The sequence below is a fragment of the Nocardia flavorosea genome (assembly GCF_015477805.1).
Taxonomy (GTDB): domain Bacteria; phylum Actinomycetota; class Actinomycetes; order Mycobacteriales; family Mycobacteriaceae; genus Nocardia; species Nocardia flavorosea_A.
This window is the reverse complement of the sequence record NZ_JADLQL010000004.1, coordinates 436995-453028: the sequence shown is the minus strand read 5'-3', so window position 1 is coordinate 453028 and position 16034 is coordinate 436995. Positions and strand designations below refer to the sequence as shown.

The 16034-nt window shown below is 66.0% G+C and carries 15 protein-coding genes and 2 tRNA genes; 12 read left to right on the top strand and 5 right to left on the bottom strand.

Translation table 11 applies throughout. The annotated features are described in order from the left end of the window. Nucleotides 1–45 precede the first annotated feature (45 nt). The 3 genes from IU448_RS29055 to IU448_RS20650 are packed head-to-tail and all read left to right on the top strand — an operon-like array spanning nt 46 to nt 2716. On the top strand, nt 46–879 hold the full coding sequence (locus IU448_RS29055) for an ABC transporter permease (RefSeq protein WP_324188651.1): 834 nt from the start codon (nt 46–48) through the stop codon (nt 877–879). Then, nucleotides 872–1720: an ABC transporter permease gene (locus IU448_RS20655; protein ID WP_324188650.1), complete on the top strand. Its 849-nt coding sequence runs from the start codon at nt 872–874 to the stop codon at nt 1718–1720. Before IU448_RS29055 ends, IU448_RS20655 begins: the two co-directional genes overlap by 8 nt. Before the next feature lie 15 nt (nt 1721–1735). Next, complete coding sequence (locus tag IU448_RS20650; protein WP_195057287.1) at nt 1736–2716, top strand: ABC transporter ATP-binding protein; 981 nt, start codon at nt 1736–1738, stop codon at nt 2714–2716. 102 nt (nt 2717–2818) lie between these two features. Here the strand turns inward: IU448_RS20650 and IU448_RS20645 are convergent, their stop codons facing one another. Further along, the gene (locus IU448_RS20645) at nt 2819–4024 is read right to left on the bottom strand and encodes a L,D-transpeptidase (protein ID WP_195057286.1); all 1206 of its coding nucleotides are present in this window, start codon (nt 4022–4024) and stop codon (nt 2819–2821) included. A gap of 308 nt (nt 4025–4332) precedes the next feature. Here IU448_RS20645 and IU448_RS20640 point away from each other — a divergent pair. Together IU448_RS20640 and IU448_RS20635 are read left to right on the top strand one after the other, a co-directional pair. Continuing rightward, a tRNA-Lys gene (locus IU448_RS20640) sits at nt 4333–4408 on the top strand. Between the two features lie 419 nt (nt 4409–4827). Then, nucleotides 4828–6165, top strand: a complete 1338-nt coding sequence (locus IU448_RS20635; protein ID WP_195057285.1) for an MFS transporter — start codon at nt 4828–4830, stop codon at nt 6163–6165. Between the two features lie 10 nt (nt 6166–6175). On the opposite strand, the gene IU448_RS20630 is transcribed toward IU448_RS20635, so the two are convergent. Beyond that, nucleotides 6176–6784: a TetR family transcriptional regulator gene (locus IU448_RS20630; protein WP_228813668.1), complete on the bottom strand. Its 609-nt coding sequence runs from the start codon at nt 6782–6784 to the stop codon at nt 6176–6178. A gap of 177 nt (nt 6785–6961) precedes the next feature. Here IU448_RS20630 and IU448_RS20625 point away from each other — a divergent pair, with 177 nt between their 5' ends. The 6 genes from IU448_RS20625 (at nt 6962) to IU448_RS20600 (ending at nt 12456) form a co-directional block, all read left to right on the top strand. Further along, on the top strand, nt 6962–8017 hold the full coding sequence (locus tag IU448_RS20625; RefSeq protein WP_195057283.1) for a ferredoxin reductase: 1056 nt from the start codon (nt 6962–6964) through the stop codon (nt 8015–8017). A gap of 57 nt (nt 8018–8074) precedes the next feature. After that, the gene (locus IU448_RS20620; protein ID WP_195057282.1) at nt 8075–9259 is read left to right on the top strand and encodes a fatty acid desaturase family protein; all 1185 of its coding nucleotides are present in this window, start codon (nt 8075–8077) and stop codon (nt 9257–9259) included. Continuing rightward, nucleotides 9259–9591 (top strand): hypothetical protein, encoded by a 333-nt coding sequence (locus IU448_RS20615; protein ID WP_195057281.1) that lies wholly within the window; start codon nt 9259–9261, stop codon nt 9589–9591. Before IU448_RS20620 ends, IU448_RS20615 begins: the two co-directional genes overlap by 1 nt. Nucleotides 9592–9660: 69 nt before the next feature. Further along, nucleotides 9661–9981, top strand: a complete 321-nt coding sequence (locus IU448_RS20610; RefSeq protein ID WP_195057280.1) for a hypothetical protein — start codon at nt 9661–9663, stop codon at nt 9979–9981. 563 nt (nt 9982–10544) lie between these two features. Beyond that, nucleotides 10545–11591, top strand: a complete 1047-nt coding sequence (locus IU448_RS20605) for a mechanosensitive ion channel family protein (RefSeq protein ID WP_195057279.1) — start codon at nt 10545–10547, stop codon at nt 11589–11591. Nucleotides 11592–11754: 163 nt separating this feature from the next. Next, entirely contained in the window at nt 11755–12456 is a 702-nt protein-coding gene (locus IU448_RS20600) for a DUF4389 domain-containing protein (RefSeq protein WP_195057278.1), read from the top strand. 115 nt (nt 12457–12571) lie between these two features. On the opposite strand, the gene IU448_RS20595 is transcribed toward IU448_RS20600, so the two are convergent. The 3 genes from IU448_RS20595 to cmrA form a co-directional block, all read right to left on the bottom strand. Then, a tRNA-His gene (locus IU448_RS20595) sits at nt 12572–12644 on the bottom strand. 87 nt (nt 12645–12731) lie between these two features. Then, a complete protein-coding gene (gene orn, locus IU448_RS20590) occupies nt 12732–13373 on the bottom strand; it encodes an oligoribonuclease (protein WP_195057277.1) in 642 nt (213 codons plus the stop codon). An 84-nt stretch (nt 13374–13457) separates the two neighbouring features. Continuing rightward, a complete protein-coding gene (gene cmrA / locus IU448_RS20585) occupies nt 13458–14261 on the bottom strand; it encodes a mycolate reductase (protein ID WP_195057276.1) in 804 nt (267 codons plus the stop codon). A 557-nt stretch (nt 14262–14818) separates the two neighbouring features. On the opposite strand from cmrA, the gene IU448_RS20580 reads away from it, so the two are divergent. Beyond that, nucleotides 14819–15922, top strand: a complete 1104-nt coding sequence (locus IU448_RS20580) for a hypothetical protein (RefSeq protein WP_195057275.1) — start codon at nt 14819–14821, stop codon at nt 15920–15922. Nucleotides 15923–16034: the final 112 nt, after the last annotated feature.

Genomic DNA, 16034 nt, shown 5'->3' with positions numbered 1-16034 from the left:
ATGAATGCGCGGTAAGGTCTCGTCCTTGTGTCCGGACGAGGTGGGGTGAGGGTGCTCGGGGCCGTGGCCGATTTCTGGGGATATGCGACCGTCTACCGGCGGCTGCTGGTGGCCGGTTTCCGGCGGCAGTGGCACTACAAACTGGCCATGTTCGCCGGACTGTTCACCAACTCCGTCTTCGGGTTCGTGCGCGCGTCGGTCATGGTCGCGGCCGTCGGCGCCACCGGCGGATTCGGCGGGTACGACGCCGGCAGCATCGGCGCCTACGTGTGGATCTCGCAGGGCATGCTCGGCGCCCTGCAGTTCTTGTCCACGGAGCACGAACTCGGTGAGCGGATCCGCTCCGGGGATATCGTGGTCGATTTCCTGCGGCCGGTGGATGTCCAGCTCAGCAATCTCGCCACCGATATCGGGCGAGGTGTCTGCGCTCTCATCCCGCGCCTGGTGCCGAGTCTGGTCATCGGTTCGCTCACCTTCGGCCTGGTGCTGCCGGGTACGCCCGGCGCATATCTACTCGGCGCGCTGAGCCTTCTGCTGGGGATCGCAATTTCCTGCCTGGCGCTGTTCGCATTGACCACTGCGGGTTTCTGGGTGGTGGAAACCCGCGGAATCAGAACCCTCTATCAGACCTGCGGGCCTTTTCTCGCGGGGCTCTTCGTGCCGGTGCACGTCTTCCCGGACTGGTTGAAGACATTCGCCAACGCGACGCCGTTCCCGTCCATGTTGCAGGTGCCGGTAGATGTGCTGTCCGGCCGGGTCACCGGCTGGTCCGCGATGCAGGTGGTGGGGACACAGATCTTCTGGCTGCTGGCAGTGGGCGCGCTGGGACGCGTGCTGCTGGCGGCGGGCCGGCAGAAGATGGAGGTCCAAGGTGGTTGAGACCGCAGTTCCCGCCACGTCCCGGCGGCCCGGGCCGGCCGGTTCCCGCTGGGCGCCCTACGCCGCGGTACTGAACTCGCGGATCCGGGCGCAACGCTCGTACCGGCTGTCCTTCGCCGGCGAAATTCTGGCGGCGACGCTGCTCGGTCTCGTGGAATTCGCCGAGGTGTGGCTGATCTTCCGGCAGGCGAAGGTACTGGGCGGCCTCGATATGGATGCCGCGCTGTTGCTGTTCGGCCTGAGCAATCTCGCGTTCGCCTCGGCCCAGCTCGTCTGCGGTCACCTGGACAAACTGCCCGTCCTGATCCGGCTGGGGCTGCTCGATATCTACCACCTGCGTCCGCAACCGGTGCTGTTACAGCTGATCACCAGCGATTTCTCACTGCGCCGGCTGGCCCGGGCCGGGGTCGCCCTGGTGGTCCTGACGGCCGGGTTGGTGCGCAACGATATCGAATGGTCCGCGGGTGCGGTACTGCTGCTCTCGCTGACCGTCATCTGTGGAGCGGTCCTCTTCGCGGGCCTGTTCGTGGTGGCCGCGGGCTGCCAGTTCTTCCTGATCGACGGTGCGGAACTGACCAACAGCTTCACCTACGGCGGGTCCTTCGCGGCGACCCAGCCCGCCTCGGTATTCCCCACTCCGTTGCGGATCCTGTTCTGCGTCGCGATACCGGTCGCGTTCACCGCCTACTTCCCGACGCTGGCCGTGCTGGGACTACCGGGTCCGGCCGGAATGCCTGCCTGGCTCGCCTGGTGTGTACCGCTGGCGGCGGGCTGGGCGTGGCTGCTGGCGGCGGTGATGTGGCGACTGGGCACCCGGCACTATCAGAGCGGCGGTGGATGAGATGGGAGAACGGTGATGACCGGCGCGGAGTCGATCGTCGATGTCGAGGGTCTGACGCGGCAGTTCGTCCGGTATCGGCGTGACGGGAAGTGGCGGCCGCCCCGGCGCGAGGTGGTCACGGCCGTGGACGCCATGAGCTTCCGGATCGAGCGGGGCGCGGCGGTCGGCTATATCGGTGCCAACGGGGCCGGGAAATCGACCACGATCAAAATGCTCAGCGGCATCCTCGTACCCACGTCCGGCACGGTACGAACGTGCGGATTGGAGCCGATCCGGCGACGCCGCGAACTGGCCGGCCGGATCGGCGTGGTATTCGGGCAGCGCTCCCAGCTGTGGTGGGATCTCCCGCTGCGCGAATCGTTCACGATCCTGGCCGCCATCCATCGCTTGGATCCGGCCGCCGGCCGGTCCCGCACCGCGGAACTGGTCGAACAACTGGAAATGGGCGATACCCTCGATACCCCCGTCCGGCAGTTGTCGCTGGGGCAGCGGATGCGCGCCGAGGTCGCGGCAGCGCTGTTGCATTCCCCCGAGCTGATCGTTCTCGACGAACCGACCATCGGGCTGGATGTGCTGTCCAAGCAGCGGCTGCGTGAATTCCTACGGGCCGAACGGCTGGAACGGGGCACCACACTCTTGCTCACCACGCACGATATGGGGGATATCGAGCGCCTCTGCGACCGCGTACTGGTGGTGGATCACGGCCGGCTCGCCTACGACGGATCGCTGCCCGGCCTGGGCGCGATGGTGGGCGCACAGCGGGTCCTGGCCGTGGACCTCATGGTGCCGTCGCCGCCGCTACGCGATCTGCCGGGGGTGCAGCTACTGGGCCACGAAGCCGAGGGGATGCGGCAGCGACTCGCCTTCGACGCCGACACCACCACCGCCGCCCAGCTACTGGCCGAGGTCTCGGCCCGCGCCGAGATCCGCGATCTGTCCATCGAAGAACCCGATATCGAGGACATCGTGCGACGGCTGTACGAAACCGCACGCTGAAAACGGCTGAGGCGCCGGTCCCGCGGGACCGGCGCCTCAGCGCTGTGGTGTTTCGTTCCTATGAGTGGTCGCCGTTCCGTTACCGCCGGCGCCGCGGCGTTCTCACATCTCGGCGTTGCCGGCTTTCCATTCCGGCCAGGGGATGTTCCAGTCACCCAGACCGTCCACGCCGGACAAGGTGCCGCCCACCGTGTTCTTCACGATCGCGATATCGCCGCGTTTGGCGTTGTTGTACACCCACTGGGCGTCGGCCGGGCTCAGGTTCAGACAGCCGTGGCTGGTGTTCGTATTGCCCTGGGCGCCCAGCGACCACGGCGCGGAATGGAAGAAGATCCCGCTATAGGACATCCGGGTGGCCCAGTCGACATCGGTGCGGTAGCCGTCGGGGGAGTTCACCGCGACCCCGTAGGTGGAGGAGTCCATCACGATGTGCTCGTGCCGGTCGGCCAGGATGTAGATCCCGTTGTCGGTGGGGGTGTCGTCCTTACCCATCGATGTGGGCATCGTCCGGATGACCTGGCCGTTCTTCTCCACCGTCACCATCTTCGTGTTGTCGTCGGCGGTGAAGACCACCGCGTCACCCACCACGAAATGCGAGTGGATATCGTTCTGGCCGTACAGCCCGTTGCCGAGATCCTTGCCGTAGACGTTCACGTCGATGTTCACCCGGGTGCCGGGCGCCCAGAAATGCTCGGGCCGCCACCGGACCTCGCGGTTGTTCACCCAGTAGAAGGCGCCCTCCACCGCCGGTTCGGTCGTGATGGTGATGGCCTCCTGCGCGGCCTTGCGGTCGGGGATGTTCTCGTCGAACTGGATCGCGACCGGCTGGCCGATACCGACCACCTCACCCTCGCCCGGGTTCAGGTACGGCTTGGTGACATTGCCGGGGGCCGTGGTGGTGAAGCTCATACCCGCGGTGGATTCGCCACCGAGACCGATGGACCTGGCCTGCAGGCGGTAGGTCTTGCTGTAGCCGAGGGGTTCGGTGGTCGACCAGCTGCGCCCGTCCTCCGAGAGCTGCCCGGCCACCGGCTCGTTCTCCGGATTGAGCAGCGCCACATCGGTGAACAGGCCGTCGCTGATCTCGAACTTCATCGGGCTCGCCGGGGAGACGCCGATATCGCCGTCCTTGACCGGGGCGACCAGCTTGGGCTTGATGAGTTCGGTGATGGGGTTGCGGTCGATGGCTACGGTGCCCTCCGCCGCCTCCGACGAGGAACACCCGGTCAACACCATCGCCAGTAAGGCGACCAGGACCATCGGTCCGAAAACCCAACCGATCGGCCTGCGCCGACCACCTATACGCATATCAACCCCGTTTCAAGTCCCGGCGCACCCGCTACGCGCCGATGGCTTCGGATCCGACCGATTACCTGCTCACCTCGACCCACCGCAGCGGCGGGATCGGTCGAGACCACGTCCAACATTGTGCCAGCCGTGCCGAAGTGATCCCAACCGTCGAGCATCGCTTCCGGCTCCGGTGGCCCACCTACACATAGGCTTCGGCCTGCCGTTTGTTACGGCGTCGTCCGGCTCACACCGGCCCGACTCGATATCGATTTCACTTCTGCGGCCCGGGCCTGTTAATGTCTGTCCCGCACCGCACGACGGGGCACGCGCCATTAGCTCAATTGGCAGAGCAGCTGACTCTTAATCAGCGGGTTCGGGGTTCGAGTCCCTGATGGCGCACCACCACTACATTCTCTGGGCAGTGTGTTCGCCCGCCTCGGCGTTCGGGCAGGAGCCAAGCCCCATTTCTCACCTTTGTGGCGGCTGTCTGCCGAACCCCGTAGGTCCACGGGCCCGTGCCCCTGCACCGCGGGCGTACCCCACGCGATAAGCCAAATCCACCACCGCCTCAACGTTTTCGCCGACGACGAACGTGCGTACCGATACAACGCCGGTGTGGAATACGCCACAAGGACACCGCGCCGGGCGTAACTGATTTGCATCACCTTCGATCCCGGACGGTGGCCGGACCGTTCGCTGTTCGAGCCCGGGGCCGGTGCACCGGCTTCCACTACTGTGCTCAGCATGAGCGAGCCGGGTCCGGTGACGGTAGTGGAGCGTGACTACGCCGGTCCCCGGCTTCCGTGCCCGACAGGAGCAGCATGAGCATCGTAGAGGCCCCGGCAGGGCGGGCGAGGGTGGTCGCATGGGGATTGTGGGACTGGGGATCGGCCGCCTTCAATGCCGTGATCGCGACGTTCGTCTTCGCCGTCTACCTCACCGACAGCGTGGGCGATGATCTGCCCGGGGATATATCCGCCAGCGCATGGCTGGGCTGGGCGCTCGGGATCGCCGGCTTGCTGGTCGCACTGACCGCGCCGGTAATCGGTCAGCGTTTCGACGCGACCGCGAATCGTAAACGTTCCCTGGCGATCATGACTGCGATCGTGGTCGGCCTGATGGCCGCCATGTTCTTCGTCCGTGACGATTATCACTATCTGTGGCTGGGGTTGGTGCTGCTGGCGCTCGGCCACGTCTTCTTCGAGCTCTCGACTGTGCCCTACAACGCCATGCTGCGCCAGGTGTCCACGCCGGACACTGTCGGGCGGGTTTCCGGTTTCGGCTGGGCAATGGGTTACTTCGGCGGAATCATCCTGTTGTTGATCTGCTATTTCGGGTTCATTGCCGGTGACGGCGACGAACGTGGCCTGTTGGGGGTCGGCACCGAGGACGGGTTCAACATCCGGCTGGTGCTGGTACTGGCGGCCGTCTGGTTCGCGGTGTTCGCGCTGCCGGTGTTCTTCGCGGTCCCGGAAGTGCGCCGGACCGGCGCCGACCCGGGTGCCGCCACCGCGGGATTCCTCGCCTCCTACCGGGTGCTGTGGCGCGATCTGCGCGAACTGTGGGTGCTGGATCGCCGGGTGATCTGGTTCCTGCTCGCCAGCGCGGTCTTCCGGGACGGACTGGCCGGCGTTTTCGCCTTCGGGGCGGTGCTGGCGGTGCAGGTGTACGGGATCAGCGATTCCGATGTGCTGCTGTTCGGTATCGGCGCGAACGTGGTCGCCGCACTGGGTGCGATCGTGGCCGGCCGGTTCGACGACTCGGTCGGGCCGAAGCGGGTGATCGTGGTTTCCCTGGCGGCCGCGGTGGTGTGCGGAACGGCGCTGCTGTTCGTATCCGGTCCCACCATGTTCTGGGTCTTCGGATTGGCGCTGACACTGTTCGTCGGCCCGGCGCAGGCCTCCGCCCGCTCGTTCCTCACCCGGCTGACACCACCCGGGCGGGAAGGCCAGCTGTTCGGCCTCTACACCACCACGGGCCGGGCCGCTTCATTCCTGTCGCCCAGCCTTTTCGGGCTGTTCGTCTGGGCGTTCGGCGCGGATCGGGCCGGGATCGCCGGGTTGCTGGTGGTGCTCTGTGCGGGGCTGATCGCGGTACTACTGGTCGCCGCGCCCGACGACAAGGACAGCGCGGGGGCCACGCCCGCGCCGGTTGTGTGAGGGAAAGGCGTCAGGGTTTCCAGACGCCCATGCCGAGGGCGATGAGCCGGACCTGCGCGATCGTGCGCTCGATGATCGGCTGCTGTTCGCGCGGCGGAGCGGAGACATAATCGGCGATACCGTCGGTCACGGTCGCGACCAGCAGATCGGCCGCCACCTCCAGATCGTCCGGGGACCAGGAATCCAGTGCCGGCACCCGGGACAGGTCGGCCACGAGTTCCCGCACGATCAGTTGTAGTTCGAGCGCGATCGCCGAACGCAGGGGCGCGCTACCGCCGCGCTGTTCGCGGATGAGGAAACCGAACAGTTCCCGTTTTGCGGTGACCTCGCCGAAGACGAAGCGAACGGTTTCCGACAGCCGCGCATCCGGTGTCCGGCGCAGTTGCCGCAGGGCCAGCCGCAATGCCTGCACACCTTCGTCCACGAGTGTGGCGCCGAGGTCTTCGAGCGAGGCGAAATGCCGGTAGAAGGCGGTGGGCACGATACCGGCCGAACGGGCGATCTCGCGCAGGCTCAAGGCGCCGAATCCGCGTTCGGCGGCGAGCGCGAGCGTGCCGTCGAGCAGGGCCTGCCGGGTGCGCTCCTTGCGCTCGACGCGGCTCGCTCCCTGATCGGTCATTTCAGTGAGCATACAGCCGTTCACCATTCGATCGTCTCCATCTTGTCGTCCGCGTCACACCGATTCCTGGTTGACAGTTCCGTCGGGGTATCCGGCACACTAGTTGAGTGTACATTCGTGCACCGAAACTGATCGAAGTTTCGTGACGCGACCGACAGACAGGGACGGAGAACTCCGATGGCCCTCCTCGACCTGGTACAGACCCTGACCACCCCGCACCCGGTGGACCGGTACCTGGAACTGGTGCGCCCGATGCTCACCGTCCGCGATATGCGGGCCCGGATCGTCGGCGTCGACCGGTCGGTACCGGGCACGCTGTCGCTGAGCCTGCGCCCGACCCGGCAATGGGACGGACTGCTGGCCGGCCAGTTCGTACAACTGGGGGTGGTGATCGACGGTGTCCGCCATGTCCGCTGCTATTCACCGGTGAATTCCCAGCACGATCGGCGCCGCCGGCTCGATCTCACGATCCGGGTGCACCCACACGGCCTGGTCTCGCGCCACCTGCACGAACACGCCGAACCCGGAATGATCCTGGACCTCGAATCTGCCTCCGGGGTGTTCCACCTGCCGCCGCGCCGGCCGGGCCGGATACTGCTGATCAGCGGCGGCAGCGGGATCACCCCCGTGCTGTCGATGCTGCGCACGCTCGCCGACGAGGAGTACCCCGGCGAGGTGGTGTTCCTGCATTACGCGCGGTCGCCGGAGCTGGTACCGCACCGGGACGAACTCGCCGCAATCACTGCCGCCCACCCGAATATCTCCGTGGAATGGCGGTACCCGGAACGGGACGGTTGCGGTTTCGACCGCGGCGAACTCGTCCGGGTGGCGCCCTGGTTCGCCGCGGCGGACACCTTCCTGTGCGGTCCACCGCCCCTGATGGAATCGGTGCGCGAGCTATTCACCGCCGAAGGGCTCAGTGAACGACTGCACACCGAGGAATTCGTCGCGACCACGGCCCCGGTCGACACCGCCGAAGTATCCGGGACCACCACGTTCTCGGCCAGCGGGGTCACCGCCGAGAACGCCGGGGCGTCGCTGCTCGAGCAGGCCGAAGCGGCCGGGCTCAGCCCGGAGTACGGCTGCCGGATGGGGATCTGCTTCTCCTGCACCTCGGTGCGGCGCAGCGGCTGTACCCGCAATCTGCGCACCGGTGACCTGGAAACCGACCCCGACCAGCCGATCCAACTCTGCGTCCAGGCCGCCGTCGGCGACGTGGACATCGAAATCTGATTTCGCGTAGACGCCGCGTGCACACCGGAATCGCCATCTGAAACGAAGGGGAGACAGATGACCATCCTCACCGAGACCAAGGACGGACCGCTGGTCCTCGCGCCCGATCAAGTCGCCGAGATCGGCCGCACCCTCGACGAACTGCGCGACCGTATCGTCGCCGACCTGGGCGAGCGCGACCGCGAATACATCTACAACATCATCAAGGCGCAGCGCGGGTTCGAGATCGCCGGGCGCGGGCTGATGTACCTGGGTTTCCTGCCGCCGTTCTGGCTGGCCGGCGTCGCCGCGCTGAGCGTGTCGAAAATCCTGGACAATATGGAGATCGGCCACAACGTGATGCACGGCCAGTTCGACTGGATGCGTGAGCCGAACCTCAATTCGCGGGTGTTCGAATGGGATACGGTCTGCCCGGCCGACCAGTGGAAGCATTCGCACAACTACATGCACCACACCTACACCAATATCCACGGCCGCGACCGGGATATCGGCTACGGGGTGCTGCGGATCGACGAGGGCCAGGATTGGCAGCCGTACTACCTCGGCAACCCGCTGTACGCGTTCCTGCTGATGGTGTTCTTCGAATGGGGCGTGATGCTGCACGACCTCGAAGCCGACAACATCGTGAAGGGCAAACGCACCTGGGCAGAGCTAAAACCGCTGATCAAGGGGCAGTTGCGTAAGTCGGGGCGGCAGGTGCTCAAGGATTATGTGGCTTTTCCGCTGCTGTCCGGGCCGCTGTTCCTGTCCACCCTGGCCGGTAATGTGACGGCCAACCTGGTGCGTAACCTCTGGGCGTACTCGATCATCTTCTGCGGGCATTTCCCGTCGGGTGTGCAGAGCTTCACCGAAGAGGAAACCGTGGACGAGACCCGTGGCGAATGGTATGTCCGGCAGATGCTCGGCTCGGCGAATATCACCGGCAGTCCGCTGTTCCACATCATGTCCGGCAACCTCTCGCACCAGATCGAGCACCATCTGTTCCCGGATCTGCCGGCCAACCGGTACCCGGAAATCGCGCCGGAGGTGCGGGCGCTGTGCGAGAAGTTCGGCCTGCCCTACAACACCGGGCCCCTCGGCAAGCAGATCGGTTCGGTCTGGGCCAAGATTTTCCAACTGGCCCTGCCGCCGCAGATCCAGGAATCCCGGTTCGCCCGTTTCCTGCCCGCTGTCCTGCGGAAACGCGAAGAACCCGGTGTTATCGTGATGCGTCAGCAGAGTTCAACCGAAGCGGGCGTGTGATGATCGGCAAATTCGAGGCCAACAAGGATCTGATCCAGGAACTCACCTCCTCGGGCGCGCGCCGGGTCGGCAATATCGCGGGCATCATCACCGGCACTGTCGCCGAGGTCACCCGGGAGATCGGTGAGTGGATCACCGACGCGATCGAGATGAACGAGGCCGCCGCGGCGGCCCGCCGTGATTCGGGCACCGAGACCGGCCGGGATTCCACCGCCCACACCGCGGACTCAGATGGTTCCGCGGCGTCGGCACAGCCGGTTACCGAGGTCGTGGACGCCGATATGGTGGAGGCGGAAATCGCCGATCCCGGCCGTCCCGGCAAACACTTCTGATCAGGTCCGACGACCGCCCGGTGGGATAATTCACACCGGGCGGTTACCCATGGGCTAACCTCTGGTCTCGTGCCCGCCTATGTTTCCTCCCCGGAGCTGACCTTCGGATTCCTGTTCGCGCTGGAGGATCCCGAGCGGATCGCCGAGGTGGTGCGCGGCCTCATGGAGCGGAAAACGGTATCGGTCTTCCGGCTCGCGCGGCTGTCCGACGACGCCGGACCGCCGGAACGTTATGTGGTGAACTGGTCCGCGATCCCGCAGATATCCATCACGACCGACGCCCCCGATGCCGAAGTCCTGCGCGCCGAGCGGGTGATGCTGGTCAACGCGTTCCTGGGGGAGGGCGGCGAGGTCCGGTTGTACTCGGCCGAGGGGCGAACCCCGGAGTGATATGGGCCTACCCCGAGGGTGACACGGGCGTACGCCCGGGGTGACTCGGGTACATACCCGGTGGCATGGGCGTTCCGCCGGGCAACATGGACGGGTAGCGGCCGACATGGGCGACGCGCCCGGGACATGGACGGTAGCGGCCGGCAGCGGCAACGTGCGGGGCCACATGGGCGACGTGCCGGGCGAATGTGCGGGTAGCGACCGAGATATGGGCGATATCGCGCGACGTGGGGTTCTGCGGGGTGATCCGGGCTGCTGTGCCATGGGGCCGCGGGCGCGCGCCGGGGGACACGGGCGGCAGTCGGCTTCATCGGCGCATGAGCGGCGATGAGGCGGGTATGTGCCGGGAATACCGCCGCTCGAGCGACGAGTCGCCGATATCTCGCTCCGGCGAAGCGCCGGCCGTACCGAACCCGGTGTGGCACCGACCGAAACCCGGTGCGGCGGCTGTCGCTTTCCGGGCGGGACCGGCTGTCGTCCCGTGACTGGTGGTGATCGGCCGTTATCGAACTGTAGCCTTGTTCGGGGGTTCGAACGAGGCGATGGGCAAGGAGTTGGACGCTGTGGAGAACGTATTACGGCTGTTGATCGTGCTAGGGGGCACGCTGGCCGTGACGATCGCGATCGGCTGGGCCATCGACCGCGGGCTGCGGTACTGGTCGGTCCGGCATCCGAAGACCCCGATCCCCGGCCTGCTGCGCCGGGTGCAACTGCCACTGCAATTGTTCCTCGGATTCGCCGCCCTCCGGATGACCTACCCGTTGGCGGATCTGCATCTGCGGCAGGACACGGTGATCCTCAGTGTCCTGGCCACGATGGTCACCATGTCGGCGGTATGGCTGGTGGTGCGGATCGCCGACGCCATCGCCGACGGCCTGCTCAACACCTATTCGCGCCGCGCGCGCGATCCCCGCCGGGTGCGCCAGCTCAACACCCAGTTCACGCTGATCCGGCGTATCGCCAGCACGGTGCTGGCCATTGCCACCGCCGCGATCGCCATGCTGGTGCTGTTTCCGGAACTGCGCGTTCTGGGTACGTCGCTGCTGGCCTCGGCCGGCATCATCGGCATCATCGCCGGTGTGGCGGCCCAGTCCACGCTGAGCAATCTGATGGCGGGCCTGCAGATCGCGTTCGGTGATTCGGTGAAGATCGGCGATACGGTCGTGGTCGAGGGCGAGATGGGCACGGTCGAAGAGATCACGCTGTCGTTCCTGACCGTGCGGGTCTGGGACGACCGCCGGCTCACCATGCCGGTGTCGTATTTCAACAGCAAACCGTACGAGAACTGGTCGAAGGGCGGCACCGAGATGACCGGAACGGTTTTCCTGCACCTGGACCACAGCACGCCGGTGGCCGAACTGCGCGCGCATCTCTACGAGTACTTGAGCGATCACCCGGACTGGGACGGTCGCAGCTGGAACCTGCTGGTCACCGACAGCACGCCCACCGGTATCGAGGTGCGCGCGTCGATGACGGCACGTGATCCCGACGCAGTGTGGTCGCTGCGGTGCGCGGTCCGGGAGGAACTGATCGGCTGGCTCAACGAGAACTATCCGGGTGCGCTGCCCCGGCTGGCCGCGCTCGACGGGCTCGATGTCACGGCTCGGTAGCGCCGAGCCCGGCGGGCGCTGCGAACTCCTTCACGAGTAGATCTCGATGGCGTGTCTTTGTTCCACGTTTATCGCGAAACGGTGTGTTGTACCTCACAATTGAGGTACGGCCGCGCCGAATTCGGGCGGGCCGGGCCAGCACTCTCGAAGGAGCCCGATCGCTATGTCTGCTCCCGCCGGTTATCCGGTCCGTGTCCGCGGGGATCTCGATCCCGCGCTGTCGCGCTGGATGTGGATCGTCAAATGGATCCTCGCCATACCGCACTACATAGTTCTGTTCTTCCTGCACATCGGTTATGCGGTGGTGACGGTGATCGCGTTCTTCGCGATCCTGATCACCGGCCGATACCCGCGGGCGCTGTTCGATTACAGCGTCGGTGTGATCCGCTGGTCCTGGCGGGTGAGCTATTACGCCTGGACCCCGGCGGGCACGGACAAGTACCCGCCGTTCGCGTTAGCGGCCGACGACGACTATCCCGCGGACCTCGATGTCGATTATCCGCCGGCCCTGCATCGCGGCCTGGTGCTGGTGAAATGGTGGCTGCTGGCCATCCCGCACTACCTGATCATCGGTGCGATGACCGGGACCGCCTGGGTGGTGGGCGATGAGACGGACAGTATGGCCGGTGCGGCGGCCCTATCGCTGATCGGCGTGCTGACCTTGGTGGCGCTGGTCGGCCTGCTCTTCGTCGCGCGGTATTCCCAAGGGCTGTTCGATTTCTTGATGGGCGTGAACCGGTGGATGCTGCGGGTGCAGGTCTATTCGTCGCTCCTGCGCGACGAATACCCGCCCTTCCGGCTCGATCAGGGCGCCCGCGAGCAGGTGCCGCCGACCATCGTCGACACGACCAAGCCCGAAGGCTGACCAGGAACCGCGGTAATGCAGAAGCACGCGGGCCTGTGCGCACTCGACGCAGTCGCGTGGATTCGATGCAGTAAGGGCCGGGTCGAAGCTGCTGCTTGCGACCCGGCCCTTTCAGGGTGAGTGACGGGACTCGAACCCGCGACAGCCAGGATCACAACCTGGTGCTCTACCAACTGAACTACACTCACCATTGCCGGTTTGCACCGGCGGCCTAGATACTAGCGCGTTCACCCCACTGATAGCCAATCGGTTTCCGGCGTGGCGGTGACCAGGGCCTATATCGACTCGTCGGCCGCGGCCGCGATCTCCTCCGCCGACCGGGCACTGACCTCGGCGGCGACGGCGGTGATCTCCGCCGTCGACGGCCCCGGTGCGGGAACGAACACCGTGCGCCGGTAGTACTCGAGTTCCCGGATGGACTCCCGGATATCGGCCAGCGCCCGATGGGTCAGCCCCTTCTCGGGCTGGCCGAAATAGATACGCGGGTACCAGCGGCGGCACAGTTCCTTGATCGAACTCACATCGATCATCCGATAGTGCAGATGCTGATCGAGCAGCGGCATATCCCGCGCGATGAAGCCGCGGTCGGTGGCAATGGAGTTACCGGCCAGCGGGACCACACCCGCGGTGGGCGCGTACTGCTTGATGTAGTCGAGCACCTGCTGTTCGGCCTCGGCGAGGGTCACGCTGGATTTGCGGACCTCCTCGGTGAGGCCCGAACGGGCGTGCATATCGGCGACCACCTGCGGCATGGCGGCCAGCGCCGCATCGTCGGCGTGGATGACGATATCCACGCCGTCACCGAGGACGTTCAGTTCGCTGTCGGTTACGAGGGCAGCCACCTCGATGAGCTTGTCGGTGACCAGATCGAGACCGGTCATCTCACAATCCATCCACACCACTAATTTGTCGGACACCCGTCCCACCCTAATCAGCCCGGCTGTCCGTGCGGTGCAATCGCGGTGGTCACGATCTGTGAACGACCTCCGGTGGGTCGTTCGTCACCCACCGAGTTTCTTGTAGAAGGCGCCCGCGACCGGAGCCGTGAGCGAGCGCGGGCCGTAGTTGCCGGCAGCGCTCATACCCTTGCCGATCAAACCCGGGATCACCCGTGTTTTGTTGCGGGCCAGCCCGTCGATCGAAATCCGTGCGGTGTACTCGGCGGAAACCCACAGGAAATCCGGGACCATCCGGTCGACGAGCGAGGCGTCGGCAGGGTCGGGCGCTTCGGTGCGGACGGGGCCGGGTGCCAGGAGCGTGACGTGCACCCCACTACCTTTGAGTTCCCCGCGCAGGGATTCGGTGAAGGTGTTCGCGAATGCCTTGCTCGCCGCGTAGGTGGCGTTGTTCGGAATAGGCATATTGCCCGCTGCCGAACCGCTGACCAGGATGCCGCCGGCGCGGCGCGCCAGCATGGCGGGCAGCACCGCGAGGGTCAGATCCTGCACCGCGACCGCGTTCAGTTCGAGCTGAGCGCGCTCGTAATCGGGATCCAGGCCGGTGATCGGCCCGAAGGTCGCGATACCGGCGTTGTTGCACAGAATCGAGATATCGCGCCCGGCCAGCTCTTCGCTCAACGGCGCCCGCTGGGCCCGGTCGGCCAGGTCGACCGCGCGGACCTCCGCGGTGATGCCATGGGTGCGGGTGAGCCGATCAGCGAGTTCGTCGAGCAGTTCACTGCGGCGGGCTACCAGAATGAGTGAATAGCCGCGCCGGGCGAGTTCGGCCGCCAGCGCGGTTCCGATCCCGGACGAGGCCCCGGTCACAACGGCGCGGCTGTCGGCGGTAGGCGAAGGCAAACCCATTCGCACACCCTAGGGCAATATCCAGGATTCGTTCCTGTGGGGGCAGGGCGCGACGATACCGATCCGATCCCGGGGCCTGATCCGCACCGCCGGCCGCTCGCTCGCCGGGGTCGTCGGGCTGGTGAACCGGCAGCTATTCGACTTTTCCGGGAAATTCGGGATAACTGAAATATTTTCGATTCACAGGCGTGGAAAGTAATCCGAGGCCGTATGTTCGAAGTTTTCGTACCGGACGGTTTGGTGTGGTGTGGGTCTCGCTGGAACATTATGTGAATTCAAGTATTTCACAGTGCCGGGCAACCTGCCGGGCAACCGCGTGAAGTGTCGCGGTGCCGGGCGGCGACGGCCCACGAGGCGAGCCGTGTGCCACCACATTCTCGAAATTCTGCCGTTGCTGGACCGGCGGCATCGCGTGACTCGGAAATTCTTCTTCGAATTGTCAAACGTCGTCGAGTTCTGGTTGATTTACTGATCAGAGGTCGAAGTAGGTGATCGAATGTCCTGTATGACGACGAAAAGTCACACTATGGCGTGCCTGCCTCCAGGGGGCCGTTGACGTGACCGAGACCACTGGTCCCACCCTGCGCACTTCCAGACCCGTCCGGGGAGCGGAGCCGGGCACGCGGCAAATGGGATACCGCGACGCGGGCCGCGGCCCGCGGCTCCGGGCGTCGCTGACCACCGGTGACGATCTACTCGCACGAATTCCCGACAGTGATGTCGCTACCTTTCGCGCCGATGCCCGCCGCTACCTGACACCTTCGGAATTCGCGCGGGTCGACGCCCTGTACACCCAGGGGCTCGAAGCAACCTGCCGGTGGTTGACCGCCCGCAGCGGTAGACCCTGCCGTCACGACCTCGAGTCCCGGTCCGGCCCGAGCTGGTTCGGACCCGACGAGGTGGCATGGGCCGAACGGATGCGGGCCGTGCTGCGGCCGCGTCCCGTGGCACAGCGGTTTCCCGCAGCCCGTGGGGTGAGACCGGTCGACGAATGGCTGGACATTCTAGGGCTCTACCGCTTTCTCGGCGGTTTCGTCGCGGGCAGTCCGGGGCGGGGGCACACCGTGGTCCGGTTGCGCGGCGCCCAGGCGGCCTTCCTGCTGCACGGTATGCGCTTGGAGCTACCACCCGACCTCAACTACTCGGTCGGTGCCGGGATGTCCACCGTGCGGCTGGACACCGGAACCGTCGAACGGATCCGGGCCCGGATCGCTGATCCGGTCGATGCCGCCGCGCTGGCGACGATGCTGTTCACCGGCGCCACCGCGGTGGAGCTGGGGTGCGTGCCCCGCGCGGCGTTGACCGGTGACACACTCGTGTTCACCGGGCCGATCGGCTACTCCCGGGCAGCCGATGTGTATGTGTGGGTGGTTCCGCCCTCGGCTCGGGCCTTGCTTCAGGAGGCGTGCGACCATCAGGCAACCCGCACGGAGTCGCGGTCGAAACTGTTCGCCGGTGCGGTCGGCGCTGCCGGGGGCCGGCTCCGTGATACCGCGGCGCGCTGTGAGATCGCTCTCCCGGAATCGCACCATTGGCACCGCAGCTGGATTCGCCAGGCGGGGCTGCTGCGTGGGCAGGAACAGCCCGAGTATGTGCGCAATACCGACCTGCTGTTCGGGTTGCGGCTCGTTCCGCAGCCCGGGGCGGCGCACGGCGAATAACCCGGCGAAATCCCGAAAACCTGAAACCGCGGTCGATCTCACGTGTTTGTGCCGGGCCCAGGTGGGTACACCCACTCCGACTGGCCCGAACAGCTCAGTCGGGTGGGTGGAG